The sequence below is a fragment of the Lacrimispora struthionigena genome (assembly GCF_048627165.1).
In the GTDB taxonomy this organism is placed as follows: Bacteria; Bacillota; Clostridia; order Lachnospirales; family Lachnospiraceae; genus Lacrimispora.
Genome location: NZ_JBMBWP010000002.1, coordinates 640,802 through 658,463, shown reverse-complemented (window position 1 = coordinate 658,463; position 17,662 = coordinate 640,802). Strand labels below are relative to the sequence as shown.

The window sequence follows — 17,662 nt, the reverse complement described above, 5'->3', positions numbered from 1 at the left end:
AAAGAGAGTTATAAATGAATAACAAAAGATATTATCCGACTGCATTTGCCTTATACTTTTCTTTTTTCATCCATGGAATCGGGGCTTCCATACTGAGCCAGTATAAGACGAATTTTGCCAAAGCCTGGGGTGCCAGGCAGCTGGCTGACGGAAGCTATGATGTAAGCACGGTTGTGACCGTTATTGCAGCTCTTGGTCTTGGAAGGCTGATGGCACATTTTGTGGCCGGACCATTTTCAGACCGGTATGGAAGAAAGTTAAGCGGACTGATCGGGGTGGGATTATATGTCATATTCTTTGCAGGAATTATTCTGTCACCTAATATGGCAGCAGCCTACTGCTTCGCTGTTCTGGGAGGAGCAGCAAATTCATTTTTAGATACCTGCGTCAGCCCAACCTGTATGGAGATCTTTGTAAATAACGGTTCCATAGCCAATATGTTTACAAAATTTTCTATGTGTGTCAGCCAGTTTCTCCTTCCTTTTTTTATTCTTTTTGTAGGAAATGCAGGACTGCCATACACGACTCTGTTTATCATCTGCGGCGCGGCGATTCTGGCAGACGGATTCTTAATCCTGTTACTCCCATTCCCGGAAAGGGATAAGAAAGCGGTAAATGGTGTAAAGACCAGGAAGGAGCGGATGAAATTTACGCCCGTTTCCATAGCTGCAATCTTAATCGGCTTTACCAGCTCCTCCACATTTATGCTGTGGTTAAACTGCAATAAAGAGCTGGGGCAGCTGTATGGAATGACCAATCCATCTCTGATTCAGTCCTATTATGCGGCTGGTACAGCTGTAGCAATTATTGTAACTGCATTTCTGATTAAAAAGGGGTTAGGCGAGAAAACGGTTCTGATTCTATATCCGGCTGTTTCAACCGTCATGCTGCTTTTATGCTATTGGATCAGAACACCTCAGATTTGTATTATCGGAGGCTTTGTAATCGGATATGCAGGAGCAGGCGGTGTTCTTCAGCTGGCTGTGGCAACTACCATTCAGTTCTTCCCTGAGAACAAGGCAACTGCAACCTCCTTTGTGATGATTGCCTCTTCCGTGGCTAATTACACCATCTTGTCTCTGGCAGGATATCTGACTAGAATCGGAGGAAGCGAAGGACCCAGAATGATTCTTCTTCTGAATGCAGGTGTTACATTCCTGGGCGTTATGCTTGCGGTTTTTGTAAAGGTAATGGAGAAAAAACAAAAAGCAAGATAGTAATAATAAAGACTCTGTCAGGAACAGCAGGATAGCAGTTCCTGACAGAACCTGAAAAATGAAAAGTATGTGGTCAATCTCAGACACATTCTTTTTTTAATCTTAAATGTTAAAAAAATAACAAAATACAGGAGGTAATATGAATTCGGAGAAGAAAGAACTGGCATTTATTCCAATGGGGATTTTTAAACTCAGAATTCCTTTTATCCATTATAAACTGGAAAAGGTAGAATTTATTCAGGGACTGATTGTAGGTGCAACCGCTCTCAGCGCGATACCATATATGACAGAATATTTAGGGCTTCCATATGAACTGGCGTGGAGCTGCATTATTTTGGAGGCATTTTTATACATACTCCATGCAAACCTGGGCGATCCTGTGATTCCTGGCTGGATAACAGCAACGTTGCCTCTGACACTGGCTTATTTAACTTCATACGAAATGGGGGCGGAGAGGATTCAGGCAATGATTGCCCTGCAGCTGCTGGTTGGGCTGGTATTTATATTTATGGGAGTGACAAAACTGGCTGAAGGCTTTATTAAAAACATTCCTCCGTCTATCAAAGGGGGAATCTTAATGGCAACTCCCATCACAGTTTTACAGGGGCAGCTATCTCCTAATGGGCAGCTTAGAAATTTTCCAATAGCAGTTGGGGCGGGTGCTTTACTTCTTGCAATCATTAGCTTCTCCTCCTCTTATCAGGAGAAACGGAAAAAATACAAAGTCCTTGATATCATTGCCCAGTACGGAAACTTATTTCCCTATCTGATAGCCATGGTAATCGGAATCGTAGCAGGTGAGCTTGCCATGCCTCATGTGGAAATCGGCACATTTATCAAAATACCCATGTTTAAGGAAATGCTTCAACAGGTAGGGGTGTTTGGAGTAGGTTTTCCGGGAATCCGGATGTTTCTAAGTGCACTTCCTCTTGCACTGATCTGCTATGTAATCGCGTTCGGAGATTTTGTAACGTCTGAGAGTCTGATTCAAGAGGCAAAGGCAGAACGGGACGATGAAATCATCGATTTTAATTCCAGCAGATCCAATTTAATCAGCGGAATCAGAAATATAATTCTTGCTATCTTTGCTCCCTTCCCTCCGCTGGCAGGACCTTTGTGGGTGGGAATGACCGTTTCTGTAAGTATCCGTTATAAGGAGGGAAAAGAGGCAATGAAATCACTTCTTGGTGCAATGGGCTCCTTCCGCCTTGGAACGTTAATCAGTGTTATCTGCATTCCTGTAGTTACACTGTTAAAACCGGTATTTCCGGTTGGTGCAGGAATCACTCTGATCTTTCAGGCATTTGTCTGCGGAAGAATTGGAATGGAATACTGTGAGACAGATCTTGATAAAAGCATCGCAGCCATCATGGCAGTGGTTCTCGCCATGCAGGGTTCTGCCTGGGCGCTTTTGGTGGGATTTGGGCTGAACATTGTCCTGAGCAACTGGAGCATTCCGGGAGTGAAAAAAAGAACGGTAATTGAATAGATAAACGAAGATGCCGGTTGGTTTTCCCCAACCGGCATCTTCGTTTTTTACAGGAACTCTTTGCGCTCCAGTGTGTTTAATAAATTGCGTCCTTCCTGAATTCCGTCTATGATTCTTCGCGCCCGGACGCTGTCTCCAATGTTGATGATCTCTGCATCGGTATCATCAAAGGCCTGATGCAGATCATTGATAACTGGAGTATTGGCTCTCATGCCAAGGCAAACAAAGCCATAGTCAAAGGGAAGCTCTGTTTCAGTCCCATTCTGGCTGATGAGGAAAGAAGACTCTCTGACTTCAGTCAGTGTAGCTCCTGTTAACTGGGCCACTTCATATTTTTTCATCATTGCATTGATTCCGCTTTTGGAAACGGGATCTAAGTCTTTTCCGATATCCGGCATCATTTCCACGATGGACACCTTTGCACCTCTTGGTGCCATATATTCCACCACATCAAGACCAACGGCACCTCCGCCCACCACCACTACCTGTTTTCCAGTCAGATCATTGGGATAATCAGGAATGTGTCCGATCATACCGGTTATGGAAGAAATGCGGCTGTCCTCTTTGTCTATGTAATCAAAGAGTCCCTTAATGGGTGGAAGAAGAGGGTTGGAGCCGGTGGCGTTTACGATAATGTCCGGATTCAGACGCTTCACCCGATCCACTACAGCATCTTCTCCAGTAAAAAGATACAGGTTATGAAGATTTTTTGCACGGTTAATTAAGTAAGTTGGGAAATCATTTAATCTCACTTTATCAGGAATTCTGGAGATTTCGGCTGCCAGTCCACCCAGATAATCCTTTTTTTCAATAAGAAACACATTACAGCCCACCTCTGCTGCAGTGCAGGCGGCCTCAAGACCTGCCGTTCCACCTCCGATAACAACCACATTGCAGGGTTTCTTTACTTTGTTTTTCTCATAGGATTCCCCTTCATTCACACTGGGATTAACAGTACAGCGGATGGGGCGGTTGATGCCGATACGGTTTCCTGCACAGCCGATGTTACAGGAGATACACTTATTAATAAACTCTTCTCTGCCGGCATAGGCTTTGTTTGCCCAGGAGGGATCAGCAATCAGACCTCTTCCAATTCCAATTAAATCGGCATCTCCTTTTAGAAGGATTTCTTCAGCAATCTGGGGATTTCGTATGTTTCCCATGGTAATACACGGCTTGTGATACCGGTCCTTTACTGCTCTTGACATATAGGAGCGCCACCCATCCTTTAGGTAATTGGCATCAATCTGAAACTGAATGGAACCGTTTAATCCGCAGGATACATCATATACGTCTACAAATTCATCAAAGTACTGTAAGTAATCCAGTGTGTCTTCCAACGTATTTCCGCCCTCTAAAAGTTCATCAGCACTGATTCTTGCGAAGATGGGATACATAGATCCCACTTGTCTGCGGACTTCCTCAAATACCATCCGTGGAAGGCGTGCCCGGTTTTCTGCAGAGCCGCCGAATTCATCTGTCCGGTTATTGGTGAGAGGGGAGAGAAACTGACTGAGTAAGTAGGAGTGGCCTGCATGAATTTCAACCGCATCAAATCCGGCAATCTGAGCCCGTCTGGCTGCCTGTCCGAATTTGATCACGATATCATTAATCTCTTCCCTGCTTAGGGGGCGTGGTAATTCACCACCTGTCTTAGAAGGGATATCAGATGCAGACACTGGCTGCATGCTGGTTCTTGCAGACTGTGCGGAAGCTCCCGCATGATTGATCTGTATGGCAGCACAGGCTCCCTGCTTATGAAGTTCTTCACAGAGCTTATAATAACGGGGAATATAATTGTCATGATCAATCCGGATCTGGGTGGTTCCATTGGAGCCTGACGGGTAATCTACGTTGGCATTTTCCACGATAATCAACCCTGTTCCGCCCATTGCTCTCTGCCTGTAGTAATTAATATGCAGAAAACTCATTTCTCCATTCTGCTCGCCATAGTTGGTTCCCATGGGCATCATGGCAATTCGGTTTCTGATTGTCATATTTTTAACAGTTAAAGGACTAAAAAGCTGTGAATATTTTGATTTCATATAATTTCTCCCTTTTCATATAAATAAAAGTGATTTTAGATTCTCCTTCTATTATAAGCGCTGGGGAATGAAAAAACTAATTGATGAATTTGTGAGTATATATAAAAAATATTTATGGATTCCTGATAGAATTTTCTCTGTTTTCCTTTATAAATTGGATAAAGCGGGAGACAACTGGTGTCTGATACTGATTTTTTAAATAAGCCATATAAAAGCGGCGTTCCCAACTGGGATTTTTAATGGATATTTTTTTAACAGACAACTGGTTTAATTCAAACATATCCGGGACAATGGCAATTCCAAATCCTGCAGCAACAAAACCTGCAATTACCTGATCTTCCTCAATCTCCAATGCAATATTGGGTGTGGCGTCTATTTTTTGAAACAGGTTGTCCACAATAGAACGAAGTCCGCTTCTTGAGTGGAAAAAAATCTGAGGATAGGGCAGTGTTTCAGAAAGATCTGCTTCCGTTCGGTCTGCCAGCGGGTGGTCTGTGGGAACGATAAGAACCAGATCCTGGGCAGCCACTGGAACAAATTCAATATCCGGTTCATCCTTGGCATAAGAACAAAAAACCACATCACAGGTTTTATCTTTCAGCATGGGGATTAAATCTGCAGTGATGCCGTCATGAAAATGAAAGGCGGCATTTTTCCCATCCTCCGTTTTTAAGTAGCTGGAAAGGGTAAGGGGAATGTAATTGATTCCCAGAGTTCTTAAAAATCCGATCTCAATCAGACCCTCTCCCCGTCCGATCAGCTGCATTTTTAATACTCCGGAATCCAGAATGGATAAGGAGTGTTCCACATCAGATAAAAAATCCTTTCCGCATTTGGTAAGGACAATATTGCGTCCGTCTTTCTCAAAGAGAGAAACCCCAAGTTCGGCTTCCAATGATGAAATGGCATAGCTTAAGTTGGGCTGGGTGGTGTTTAGCTGTGCAGCAGCCTTTGTATAGTGTTCCAGGTGGGCAAGTGTAACAAAATAGCGTAAATGATAAAGGTTCATGGCATCCGTAATTCCTTTTCTGGCCATTGCCGGCCCGTGTCTCAAAATAGTAATATTAATGAAATTATAACATAAAATTGACAAAACCGGGCATTTCTTCCTGAGTCAGGATTTAAAATATAAAAATACACAAAAAGTATTTACATAATTGGATATATATGGTAATATTCACTTAATAAATAAAGATTGTATTGATGTAAAAACAAATTAATAACTAGGTGTTACTGTATCAGCAGATACAGGCATGACTGGTGATATTTACATGTTTGCTTTGGCAACGTGTAAGTATGATCAGTTTTTTTATTTTTATGGGTTATTAAACAAGGAACCATTGGGGAGAAGGCCAATCCCGTAATGAGTATAAACAGATTTTAAAAGGAGGAAATAAATGAAAAAGATCAAGTTCACCAGAAGATGTCTGCTTTTATCTATGGTGCTGATGCTGAGTAGTACTGCATTTATAACTGTTGCAAGTGCATCTGATAAGGCAGTTACGGTGGAGAATGTCACTCTCCATACATATGTGGGAGATGATGGTCAGGAGGTACAGTCCATTACCTATCAGCTCAGGGATATTTCGGCGTTAGGCAGCATTGCACCCGATGATTTTAACATAACAATTGGGAGTGAACGCTATCAGGTCAATGATATTAAGATAATGGGTAACAATGTAAAACTTTACGTGGATCCGTTCCGGTATCTTGGTAAAACGGTATACGATGAAAAAATGCAGCCGACCCATTATGACTTTTCCATTAACAGTACCATTGATGGGCTGGACTTAAAAAAGGGAGATTCCTTTCAGATTAAAACAAGAACAGCAGATGATTTTGTGAAAGGAACCTTTAAAGGCAGCAACGGAGTGGAACTTCCATATTGGCTTTATATGCCTGCCGGCTCTTCAAAAGTGCCGCTTATGCTGTGGGAACATGGGGGTGGGGAAGTCCTTTCATCCTCCTTTGAAGGAGCTAATATTTTAAATAACAGGGGAGCTGTTTCCTGGATAGAGGACAGATACCAGACAGCGGTTCTTTCCTTTCAGTTTCCGGAAAACTACAGTTTTGGGATCTCAGAAGAACCAGACCAGCTTAAGAAAATGCAGGATTATAATGATGTGATACACGAGTTTATTCAGGATCTGATCAAGAAGGGAAAGATTGACTCTAACCGGATTTATATCAGCGGAGCCTCGTCGGGAGGTGGTGCAGTTTTGCGTTTTCTTATGCAGTATCCTGACTTTTTCGCAGCAGCCCTTCCCATTTGTGCAAAGGATACCTTAATACCTATATCCAGGCCCTATGGCCTTGCATATAAGTTTGAAGGCAGTCTGGCACTTACGGAGCAGGATTATCAGAAATGCTATCAGGATATCTCTGATCTAATGAGCCATTCTGATATAACCAATGTTCCCATGTGGTTTGTACAGGCGGAAAATGATCCGGTATGCACCAGCTATACTTCCAAAATTTTGTATCAGGTATTAAAGGATAAAGGAGCCCAAAATAATAGAATTACCATGTACAGTGATGAAGAAATGAAACAGGCGGGGCAGATGATATACCATAGTTCCTGGGTACCTGCATTAAAAAGCAGAGAAATCATGGACTGGGTTTACAAGCAGAAAAAGTAGTAAGGATGAAACCTTACTAACTATAAAAAGGAGAAGGAAAATATGGCAAGCAAGTACGATGGATTAGCAAGAATCATTATTCAGAACGTTGGAGGAAAGTCCAATGTAATCAGTCTGACCCATTGCATTACCAGACTGCGTTTCAAACTAAAGGATGAGTCAAAAGCAAACACGGAGATCCTAAAAAACACCGATGGAATTGTTACAGTCATGAAAAGCGGGGGACAGTATCAGGTTGTCATCGGCAATCATGTGCCAGATGTTTATGAGGTAGTCTGCAAAATCGGCGGGTTTGGGGAAGACTCCCAGGGATCAGACGAAGAGAAACCGGAAAAGCACCAGAAGCTGTTTTCTGCCCTGATTGATACCATATCAGGAGTATTTCAGCCAATCCTGGGCGTGTTCTGCGCAACCGGACTTATTAAGGGTATTCTGGCAATACTAACCTTTACCGGAGTGCTCACAGCAGAAAGCGGAACGTATCAGCTCCTTTATGCAGTAGCAGACGGCTTCTTTTATTACCTTCCGGTAATTCTGGGATATACCGCTTCAAAAAAATTCGGTTTAAATCCATTTACAGGGATTGCACTTGGCTGTGCCCTGGTTTATCCTAAGGTAGTGGCACTTACTTCCAAGGATGTAATGGAAGTATTGTTTGCCGGATCCATGTTTGAATCCAATATTTATGCTACATTTATGAAGATTCCTGTGATTATGCCAAAAAGCGGTTATCCGTCTTCCGTAGTACCGATCATTCTTGCTGTATATGTAGCTTCTAAGATTGAAAAGTTCTGGAAACGGGTGATTCCGGATGTAGTTAAGAACTTCCTGGTTCCAACTCTGACTTTGATGGTCGCAGCACCTTTAACCTTTGTTGTGGTTGGACCTCTTGCAAATTCCATTGCAGCAGTCATTGGTTATCTGACCCAGGCTGCTTACAATGCAAGCCCTGTTTTAGAAGGTGCCATTGTAGGTGCGTTCTGGCAGGTACTGGTAATTTTCGGACTTCACTGGGGACTGGTTCCTGTCTATATTATGAATCTTAATACACAGGGATTTGACAGCTTTATGCAGCCCTATTTTGCAGCTTCCTTTGCACAGACAGCAGTAGTAATGGCAGTTATGTTTAAAACAAAGGATAAGAATTTAAAGAGTCTTTGTATTCCGGCAACAATTTCCGGTATTTTCGGTGTGACGGAGCCTGCTATTTATGGAATCTCTCTGCCAAAGAAAAAGCCATTTATTATTTCCTGCGTGGCAGCTTCCATTGGCGGTGCAATTATCGGAGCCGGGAATGTTAAAAAGTATATGTCTGGTGCTTTGGGAATTTTTGGCTTTCCTGCTTATATCAATCCTGCAAACAATGATACATCCAGTATACCCTGGGTAGCAGCTGGTGTAGTCGTTGCAATGGTGATTGCATTTGCAGCTTGTTACATTCTATACCGGGATGAAGATACAAAGAAGGTTTCTAACTGAGTTCCGTAATATAACAGAAAGAAAGGAAAGATAAAAACGATGAGAAAAGATTTTTTGTGGGGAGGCGCAACCGCAGCCAACCAGTGTGAGGGCGGTTATTTGGAAGGTGGAAAAGGTATGGGTACAGTGGACGTTGTGCCATGGGGTGAAAACCGTTTTCCCATTATGTTAGGTGAGATGAATTATAAGGATCTTCCTGACGACTCCTATTATCCATCGAGAGAAGCCATTGACATGTATCATCACTATAAGGAAGACATTGCGCTTTTTGCAGAGATGGGCTTTAAATGTTATCGTTTTTCTCTTTCCTGGTCCAGAATTTTCCCCACTGGGGAAGAGGAAATGCCAAATGAGGAAGGTCTTAAATTTTATGAGGAAGTAATTGATGAGCTGTTAAAATATAACATCGAGCCGGTTATCACCATCTGTCATTTTGATGTGCCCTTAGCTTTGGCAGATAAATATGGCTCCTGGAAAAATCGAAAACTGATCGACTGTTTTGTTCATTACTGTGATGCGATTTTCCGCAGATTCAAAGGGAAAGTCAAATACTGGATCACCTTCAATGAGATTAATATGCTTTTGCACCTGCCATTTATGGGCGCGGGAATACTCTTTGAGGAAGGGGAGAATATAAACCAGGTCAAATATCAGGCGGCTCATAACGAATTGGTGGCATCGGCTATGGCAACCAGACTTGCTCATGAGATTGATCCGGAGTGTAAGGTTGGCTGTATGCTGGCAGCAGGAAATTTTTATCCCTACAGCTGCAATCCGGATGATGTGTGGAAGGCCATGGAAAAGGACCGGGATAATTATTTCTTTATCGATGTTCAGGCCAGAGGCCAGTATCCTGCCTATGCTATGAAATTTTTTGAAAGAGAAGGAATTACCCTGAATGCAGAGGAGGAAGATTACCGGATACTAAGAGAAAATACCGTTGATTATATCTCATTTAGCTACTATTCTTCCCGCTGTGCCTCAGCAGACCCTGAAGTCCTTAAAAAGTCCACAGCAGGAAATGTAATGAAGAGTATTAAGAACCCCTATCTGAAAGCATCTGACTGGGGGTGGCAGATCGATCCCCTGGGACTTCGTATTACCTTAAATACGCTGTATGACCGTTATCAGAAACCACTTTTTATCGTGGAGAACGGACTTGGCGCGGCTGATCTGGTGGAAGCGGACGGCAGTGTGTCGGATGATTACCGCATTGATTATTTGCGGGAGCACATAAAAGCCATGATGGATGCGGTGGATATAGATGGAGTGGATTTACTGGGATATACTCCATGGGGGTGCATTGATCTGGTAAGTGCGTCTACGGGAGAGATGAAAAAGCGGTATGGATTTATCTACGTAGATAAAGACAATGAGGGGAAGGGAACCTTAAAACGCAGCAGAAAAAAATCATTTTACTGGTATCAGAAAGTAATTGAAACAAACGGTACTTCATTAGAGTAAAAAACATGCCTGGGCAGAAACTGATCTGAGCCCAGGCATGTTTTTTATTCAGTAAATCACGGATATCTGATTTCTTCCTGCATTCTTTGCCTGATAAAGGGCAACGTCGGAACGTTCCATCAGACTCTCCAGGGTATCGGTATCCATATGGAAAAAAGTGACGCCTACACTGATACGAAGAGGAATCCGTTCCTGATTATCCGTATAAAATTCCAGCTCTTCAATTCGTTTGCATAATAGTTCAGCTGCCAGCACAATATCCCTGTCACTGAAGCCAAGAACCAGTGCGGCAAATTCCTCTCCGCCAATCCGTCCCAGTAAATCCTGCCCTTTCATAAGTTTTTGGCATTCTTCTGTTACCATGCAGATTGCCCGGTCCCCTACGTTATGTCCAAAAGAGTCGTTAATGGATTTAAAACGGTCGATGTCGATCATGAGAAATGCAGCTTTCTGACCGTGTTCTTTGATCGTTAAAAGCCTTTTATGGGCTGTCTCCAGAAAGCTCCTTCGGTTCATAATACCCGTTAACATATCGGTTCTTGCCTGAATTTTAAGTTCCTGTTCCGTTCTTTTGCGATCGGAGATATCTTCTAAAGTGGAAAGAAACTGAACGATTTCTCCGTCTTCATTTAGAATAGGAGTAAGAATTATATTTTCCCAGATAAATTCCCCATTCTTTTTCTTATTTACAATTTCACTGCTCCATTGTTTCCCTGAAAGAATTGTATTCCATAAATTATGATAAAACTCCCGGTTGTGATACCCGGATTTCAAGATTCTCGGGTTTTTCCCTAAAACTTCCTCTAACTCATATCCCATAAGCCGTAAAAAAGTCGGATTTGCATATTCAATTTTACCTGATGTATTGGTAAGAATAAAAGACATGGGACTCTGTTCCATAATTGCCTGAAACGTATCCTCACTTTTTTTTAGCTTCTGTCTTAATTCTTTATTAGAGGTGATATCACGGATCACACTGATGATGTATGTACTATTTTGAAATCTGGCAATCTGTGATGAAATCAGTGCATTTAATTCTTTTCTTTCTTTAGTAATAATTGTAATCTCCAGGTTCTTACAGCTGCCATTCTTATTAATGATATCAAAAAAGCGGTCTCTGTCGCTAAGGGTTTTCCAGAATTTTAAATCAAGTGTCGTTTTTCCCAAAGACTCCTCTTTCGTATATCCAGTTAATAATGTATAGGTTTCATTTACATCGATTATTTTTCCGGTGGGAAGCTCAGAAATAAATACGGTATCAGGAATTGTTTTAAATATAAGTTCAAAACGTTCCTCTGCATACGTCCTGTCTGCATGTTCCCTCTGGACAGTCATGACAATAAAGCAATAAGTCCATAAAAGGATACCGGCAATCGAAAGAAAGTAGCTCATAAAGGAAAAGAAGGAAGAGAAGTTATAGTTTCTTGTCTCATTAAAAAAGGTAAGAAAAGCGCGGATGACAAAAAAGGTACCATAAGGAACACATGCTGCTGCGATAAGACTGGTGGCAGGACGGACAGGATCAATGGCATGACTGCTTAATATCTTCCCATTATGAAAGGAAACAATAGCGAAAGTGAGGCAAAATACAACCATCCGATAGCTTTTATTTTCATAGAGAAAGGAAAAGCAGAAATAACCAGCAAAAAATAAAATCGAAATTAACAGCAGTTTCTTTCTTGCTACAGGTAAATCTAAAAATCTGGAAAAGCCAATGTTCAATGATAATATGGAAAAATAGAAAGAAATATTGGAAAAGAATACCAATAAATTTCCATAGTGGGAAACGTACTGGTATGCATAAAGCAGTCCGCAGACGGCTGAAAAAATACAGCTGAAAAGTAAGTAATTCATTCCGGGGTAAATTTTAATAATGCGGAAAACAAACAGCATAATCAGAACTTGTATGAAGCTGATATAAAAATAAACAATGGCGATCGTAGGGATATCCAGTATCATAGCTGCTGCCTCCATTCTAGTTTAACTAAACCAATTTTAATATGTTTTATTATAAAAAGCAACTGGATGTATGTTAATAAGAAGTTCTTAAATTCTAAAATTTCAAGTTCACGCATATGAATGGAGAAGGGGAGGTGGAGTAATGAAAAATACTTTAGTTCTATATGAAAGCAAATATGGATTTACCAAAATGGCCGCCTGGCAGGCGGCTCTGGTACTGGGTCCCGGGAAATGTATGCGGTTTTCTGAATTTAGCAATAATAAACAGGAATGGGATCTTGTTGTTTTACTGATTCCGGTCTATTATGAAAAACTGGATGAGGAAGCAGTAGAAAGCATAAAAAACAATCTTGACCGGCTAAAAAGAGGAAAAATAGTACTTTTTTGTACCTGTCTGGTGAAAGAATATGCAAAAAAATATCTGCAGCCGGTGAGCGACCTCCTTGGAAGCAGCGTTGTATTTCAGGAAGGAATCCCAGGGAATCTGATTTTGAAACAGCTGGATCAGGAAGATCGGGTCCGGACTGCATCATTTTTTAAAACTGCAGGACTTAAAGAGCAGGATTATCTTTGCTTTGATCAGAACTGGTATGTTGATACACTGCTTGGCATAAAGGAGTGGAAGGACAATCCCACAGAGCCAATGGATGAAAAAAAAATTCTTGAATTCTGTGAAGAATTCCTGTTAAATCATAATACCTGCTCATTATCAACCGGATATGGGAAAAGGGTTCGCGCTACACCCATCGAGTATCGGTATAAAAATGGATTTTTATATATTTTAAGTGAGGGCGGAGAAAAGTTTGCTAATATCCTTTTAAGTCCCAATGTCTCTGTGGCAGTTTTTAATGAGTTTCAGGGAATGAACCAGTTAAGAGGGATGCAAATCAAAGGCACGGCGGAAATAATAGAAACGGGAAGCGAAGAGTACTGTGATTTTCTCACGATGAGAAAGTTAAAGTATGAAAATGTGATGAAACTTCCTTCCTCTCTTCATTTAGTAAAAATTAAAATAAGAAAGATTGAATTTTTGTGGTCTGGCTTCCGGGAAATGGGTGTTGATGTAAAACAGATTTTAACCTTTCCTGATCCATCTAAATAAAAATAAGTAATAAGTATATACTAAGTACAAACGAGTAAGAAAAAAGGAGGCAAAAAAGATGAAACAGTTAATTGACTGTGCAGACCAGTATATCAGGCAGTGCAGAATCAGGGATTTTGCATTATTAAAAATTTGTCTTTGTGCAGTGGGCATAATAATTGGTCTTTCCATTCCGGAAAAAAAGAGGAAGTGGCCTCTTGCAGCGGCGGGTTTTGTATTCGTCTTCAGTTATGTCATGCTTATGGCAGAATTCATAAAGATCTATATGGATGAAAGGTGAAAGGAATCAGACTGAAAAGCCGGTTATATTAGTTCTTAGGAAAGCTGATGTAACCGGCATTTTCTGTACATATTCAGTAATAAATTTCCCGATGACCATCTATGCTTTCTGACAGGGAACGTTTTAAATAGTCCTCAGCCCCTTTAAAGTTCCGTTCCTCTATCATGGTACACAGCTCATTTGTGTTTTCATAAAGAGCTGGAATTCCATATAAGGCACAGAAACGAAGCCAGAGCGTGCAGGTCAGGGATTTGAATGAGCGGATTATCAATGGAAGAAGAGTATTCCCGGAAAACAGTGCCAGATGATGATGAAAGTCAAATGCGGATTCTGCCGCGTCCTGTGCGCAGGAGGCTCTGCCAATGGCTTCCGTGAGACTCCGCAGCTCTGAAAGCTCTGCATCTGTGATGTCTTTTGACCCAAGATCGATAGCAAGGGTATCAAGGGCAATTCTAAGCTCTAAAATAGACCGGATTTCTTCTTTTCGCAGTACCCCTCCATTGTAATTGACAATAGAAAGAAAGGTATCCATAGTTCCTTCTTTTCGGTAGTCCGCTATAAAAATCCCCTGTCTCTGGCGAATGTCAAGAAACCCTTTTTCTGCCAAAGCGATTACTCCTTCGTTGACTACGGATCTGCTGATCTGCATGGAGGCCGCCAGCTCCCGTTCCGGAGGCAATCTGGTTCCAATTGGAAGCTGTCCGGACAGGATTTGAGATTCCAGTTCCTTTACGAACAGTTCTTTTAATGTAGGCGCATTCAGCTTTTTAAATTCCATATCATAGTTCCCCCTGTTTGTATGTGATTGTTCCTGGTTCAGCCAGTAACCACAATTCTAATTATATGGCAATTTTGTATAAAAAGCAATGAAAATTACTGTGAAAACCTCTAGTTTTCAGTTAAATATTAGGAAGATTTTGACAAAAGATAAAATAAAGTGTTAAAATAGTAACAAAGAAATAAAATTAATTGGGGGTAGAAACATGTTTGTATTTCAATCAGCGAAGGGTGGAATCCCTGTCACTTATCTTCTCATGTGGTTTTTGGTATTTGCTTCGCTATTCTTATTAAATGAGGTGTCACGGCGTTATAAAATGATTGGCCTGCTTTTCTTTTTCGTCATGCCCGCCGTATTATCCGTCCTCTGGTTTACAGTGCTGAAAAAGAGTACATATACGGACTGGTTTCATCTTGCAAAGGTCTATTCTGCTACGGCAGGCTGCATTGGTTTCTGGTTAATCAGGCATTATGAAAAAACAAGAAAAGACAAAACCGTATTCCGCCTGTGTGACAGCCGGATTGCTCTTTGTTTTCCTCCGTTAATCCTTGCGGTTAATATTATGGAGGCAGTGACAAGAGATATAGAAGTTGGAATGACATACCGTACCATAGCCCAGGATGCAACAGCGGATGTCTCCGTGCTTTTAATGGGAGGCCCCTGGAATTTTATGAATGCAGCGGCAGGAATCTTAAATATCATTACCATAACCGGTTGGTTTGGTATCTGTCTCAGGAAAGTGACTGAGAAAGATAAGAGTAAGGATATGCTTTGGCCTGACATGCTCTGGTTCTGGATCGCGGCCTACGATATCTGGAACTTTGCTTATACCTATAACTGTCTGCCTCACCATGCCTGGTACTGCGGTCTGGCACTTTTACTGGCACCCACTCTCTGTGCTTTTACGGTGGGAAAGGGAGCATGGCTGCAGCATCGTGCCCAGACTCTTGCACTTTGGTGTATGTTTGCTCAGACCTTCCCAGGATTTCAGGATGTGGGACAATTCCGGGTGGACTCATCTTATAAACCAGGTATCTACTTTGCAGTCAGCCTGATTGCGTTGTTAAGCAATGCAGCAGTGGCAGTTTATATGGGAATTAATATCTGGAAAAAGCACCGAAGCCCTTATGGACCTGAGCTTTATACAGATTTGAAATCGTATCAGGAAGTGAAAGCGTTAGCGGAAACGAAAGCAACCATATAACAGAATCTGGCGGGAGGATTGGCATGCATGAACTGGGAGTCATGACGGAAGTGGTCCGGATAGTGGAAAATGTAGTCAGGGAGCAGAAGCTGACACAGGTTGAAAGCCTTGTGCTGCAAATTGGCGAGATGGCTTCTGTGATCCCCTATTATGTAGAACAGTGTTATCCTGCCGCTGTAAATGGGACGATACTTGAAAACACCCGTCTTGACATTGAAATTCTCCCTGCCAGTGGCAGATGCAATGAGTGCCATAAAATGTTTCATGTTACAGAAGGTTATTTCAAGTGTCCATTTTGCCAGAGTTTTTCCTGGGAACTGTTAGAAGGAAGGGAATTTCTGATAAAGGAGATTGTGGCATTTTAACTCCATATGGTTCACATCAGTAAGATTGTATCGGAATTTATACCTTGTTAAAATATTGACATTTCGTTGCGACAGGCGTATATTTGACGTAGCATAAACGATAAAATTTTACTGATTGATGAGAGGAGACTACTATGCTGAAATTAATGAGATCACCTTTAAAATACGTACAGGGACAGGGGGCTTTGTCAGCGGTTTATGAAGAAACAAAGAACCTTGGAACATCATTTCTGTTTATCTGCAGCAACAGCGGATATAAAAACTGCCATGAAAAAATTGAAAAAAGCTTTGAGGGAAAAGAAGCTGAATTGAAATTTGAGATATTCGGCGGAATCAGTTCCATCGGCGAAGTAGAGCGGATGCAAAAAATAGTCAGAGAAAATCAGATTGACTGTGTGGTTGCAGTTGGAGGCGGTTCTGCCATTGATACCGCAAAAGCAACGGCTCATTATGAGAAGCTACCGGTAGTAATCATACCTACCGTGGTAGCAACAGATGCACCCTGTACCGGTTTGTCCGTAATCTATAACAATGACGGAAGCTTTTCCCATTACATATTTTATCCCAAAAATCCTGATGCAGTAATTGTAGATTCTGATATTATTGCGCATGCACCTGTTAAATTCCTGGTTGCAGGAATGGGAGATGCACTGGGAACTTATTTTGAAGCAAGAGCCTGTGAGAAGGCAAAAGCACCCAGCCTGGAAAATGGGGGAATTACAAAATCCGCCATGGCTCTTTGCAAACTTTGTTATGAGACTCTTTTAGAAGACGGATATAAGGCACTGAAGGCGTGTGAAAATCAGATTGTAACACCTGCTCTGGAAGCAATTATTGAGGCCAACACTTATTTAAGTGGTGTAGGCGCAGATAATGGCGGTCTGGCAGTATCTCATTCCGTATACAATGGATTTACAGCATTGGAGGAATGTGAAGCCACAATGCACGGCAGTGTGGTAGCGTTCGGTACGCTGGCTCAGCTGGTGCTGGAAGATGCCCCGAAAGCAGAGTTTGATCAGGTGCTGGAATTTTGTGTCAGTGTAGGTCTTCCGGTGACCTTAAAAGAAATTGGTGTAACAGATAAAGAGAGAGTTCACATCGCTGCTAAAAATGCATGTGCCCAAGGCGAAAGCATTCATAATATGATCGGAGATGTAACTCCTGGGCAGCTTTATGATGCTCTCATTGCTGCCGATGTACTTGGTCAGGAATATCTGGCGAAAAGAAATTAAAAAATCAGATAGATTAAAAAGAAGATCCTCAGTCAGTCCCACAAGTAAAGGGCTGGCTTTGGATCTTCTTTTTATTTGAATATTTTCGATAAAAATTACCAACAATAAAAGTGCATTCAGGGTCAAAGAATGAAAGCTGTCCCCGGGACAGAACAGAAAGGAGTTATAAAAATGGTAGCAGAAGTAGATAGAGAGGGCTGCATCGAATGCGGGCTCTGTGCTTCCGTATGTCCGGAAGTATTTCGTATGGGTGATGATGGTCCGGCAGAGGTATACGTTGATACCGTCCCAGAGTCATCAGAATCATCGGCGGTTGAGGCACAGGAAGGCTGTCCGGTCTCTGTAATTAAAGTAGAAGAATAATCACTGAAGGCACCTCTCTCTGAAACGATGCAAAGAATCAGACTGA

15 protein-coding genes are annotated in these 17,662 nt (G+C 41.8%); 11 read left to right on the top strand and 4 right to left on the bottom strand.

What is annotated here, in order from left to right; translation table 11 throughout:
- Nucleotides 1-14 precede the first annotated feature (14 nt).
- Together ACOAOT_RS11965 and ACOAOT_RS11960 are read left to right on the top strand one after the other, a co-directional pair.
- Nucleotides 15-1,217, top strand: a complete 1,203-nt coding sequence (locus tag ACOAOT_RS11965) for an MFS transporter (protein WP_420217164.1) — start codon at nt 15-17, stop codon at nt 1,215-1,217.
- A gap of 139 nt (nt 1,218-1,356) precedes the next feature.
- Entirely contained in the window at nt 1,357-2,706 is a 1,350-nt protein-coding gene (locus tag ACOAOT_RS11960; protein ID WP_420217163.1) for a hypothetical protein, read from the top strand.
- 47 nt (nt 2,707-2,753) lie between these two features.
- Here the strand turns inward: ACOAOT_RS11960 and ACOAOT_RS11955 are convergent, their stop codons facing one another.
- Nucleotides 2,754-4,751 carry an oxidoreductase gene (locus ACOAOT_RS11955; protein WP_420217162.1) on the bottom strand — a complete coding sequence of 666 codons (1,998 nt, stop codon included), beginning with the start codon at nt 4,749-4,751 and terminating at the stop codon, nt 2,754-2,756.
- A gap of 112 nt (nt 4,752-4,863) precedes the next feature.
- Nucleotides 4,864-5,844, bottom strand: coding sequence for a LysR family transcriptional regulator (locus tag ACOAOT_RS11950; protein WP_420217161.1), 981 nt, complete (start codon nt 5,842-5,844; stop codon nt 4,864-4,866).
- A gap of 304 nt (nt 5,845-6,148) precedes the next feature.
- Between ACOAOT_RS11950 and ACOAOT_RS11945 the strand changes: the two genes are divergently transcribed.
- Genes ACOAOT_RS11945 through ACOAOT_RS11935 form a run of 3 tightly spaced genes read left to right on the top strand, consistent with a single transcriptional unit; the run spans nt 6,149 to nt 10,333 of the window.
- Nucleotides 6,149-7,390, top strand: coding sequence for a carboxylesterase family protein (locus tag ACOAOT_RS11945; protein ID WP_420217160.1), 1,242 nt, complete (start codon nt 6,149-6,151; stop codon nt 7,388-7,390).
- A gap of 42 nt (nt 7,391-7,432) precedes the next feature.
- The gene (locus ACOAOT_RS11940; RefSeq protein ID WP_420217159.1) at nt 7,433-8,869 is read left to right on the top strand and encodes a PTS transporter subunit EIIC; all 1,437 of its coding nucleotides are present in this window, start codon (nt 7,433-7,435) and stop codon (nt 8,867-8,869) included.
- Nucleotides 8,870-8,908: 39 nt separating this feature from the next.
- Nucleotides 8,909-10,333, top strand: a complete 1,425-nt coding sequence (locus tag ACOAOT_RS11935) for a 6-phospho-beta-glucosidase (protein ID WP_420217158.1) — start codon at nt 8,909-8,911, stop codon at nt 10,331-10,333.
- A 48-nt stretch (nt 10,334-10,381) separates the two neighbouring features.
- Here ACOAOT_RS11935 and ACOAOT_RS11930 read toward each other — a convergent pair whose 3' ends face one another.
- Nucleotides 10,382-12,292 (bottom strand): sensor domain-containing diguanylate cyclase, encoded by a 1,911-nt coding sequence (locus ACOAOT_RS11930; protein ID WP_420217157.1) that lies wholly within the window; start codon nt 12,290-12,292, stop codon nt 10,382-10,384.
- 142 nt (nt 12,293-12,434) lie between these two features.
- Here ACOAOT_RS11930 and ACOAOT_RS11925 point away from each other — a divergent pair, with 142 nt between their 5' ends.
- Nucleotides 12,435-13,394: a pyridoxamine 5'-phosphate oxidase family protein gene (locus ACOAOT_RS11925; protein WP_420217156.1), complete on the top strand. Its 960-nt coding sequence runs from the start codon at nt 12,435-12,437 to the stop codon at nt 13,392-13,394.
- 58 nt (nt 13,395-13,452) lie between these two features.
- The gene (locus ACOAOT_RS11920) at nt 13,453-13,674 is read left to right on the top strand and encodes a permease of phosphate ABC transporter (RefSeq protein ID WP_420217155.1); all 222 of its coding nucleotides are present in this window, start codon (nt 13,453-13,455) and stop codon (nt 13,672-13,674) included.
- Nucleotides 13,675-13,747: 73 nt separating this feature from the next.
- Here the strand turns inward: ACOAOT_RS11920 and ACOAOT_RS11915 are convergent, their stop codons facing one another.
- The gene (locus ACOAOT_RS11915; protein ID WP_420217154.1) at nt 13,748-14,452 is read right to left on the bottom strand and encodes a GntR family transcriptional regulator; all 705 of its coding nucleotides are present in this window, start codon (nt 14,450-14,452) and stop codon (nt 13,748-13,750) included.
- A gap of 205 nt (nt 14,453-14,657) precedes the next feature.
- Here ACOAOT_RS11915 and ACOAOT_RS11910 point away from each other — a divergent pair, with 205 nt between their 5' ends.
- The 4 genes from ACOAOT_RS11910 to ACOAOT_RS11895 all read left to right on the top strand — a co-directional run bounded on the left by ACOAOT_RS11910 (nt 14,658) and on the right by ACOAOT_RS11895 (nt 17,616).
- Nucleotides 14,658-15,656: a DUF5692 family protein gene (locus ACOAOT_RS11910; protein ID WP_420217153.1), complete on the top strand. Its 999-nt coding sequence runs from the start codon at nt 14,658-14,660 to the stop codon at nt 15,654-15,656.
- Between the two features lie 23 nt (nt 15,657-15,679).
- Nucleotides 15,680-16,021, top strand: a complete 342-nt coding sequence (locus ACOAOT_RS11905; protein ID WP_420217152.1) for a hydrogenase maturation nickel metallochaperone HypA/HybF — start codon at nt 15,680-15,682, stop codon at nt 16,019-16,021.
- A 134-nt stretch (nt 16,022-16,155) separates the two neighbouring features.
- Nucleotides 16,156-17,253, top strand: coding sequence for a glycerol dehydrogenase (locus tag ACOAOT_RS11900; RefSeq protein ID WP_420217151.1), 1,098 nt, complete (start codon nt 16,156-16,158; stop codon nt 17,251-17,253).
- Nucleotides 17,254-17,424: 171 nt separating this feature from the next.
- Nucleotides 17,425-17,616, top strand: coding sequence for a ferredoxin (locus tag ACOAOT_RS11895; RefSeq protein WP_104438620.1), 192 nt, complete (start codon nt 17,425-17,427; stop codon nt 17,614-17,616).
- Nucleotides 17,617-17,662: the final 46 nt, after the last annotated feature.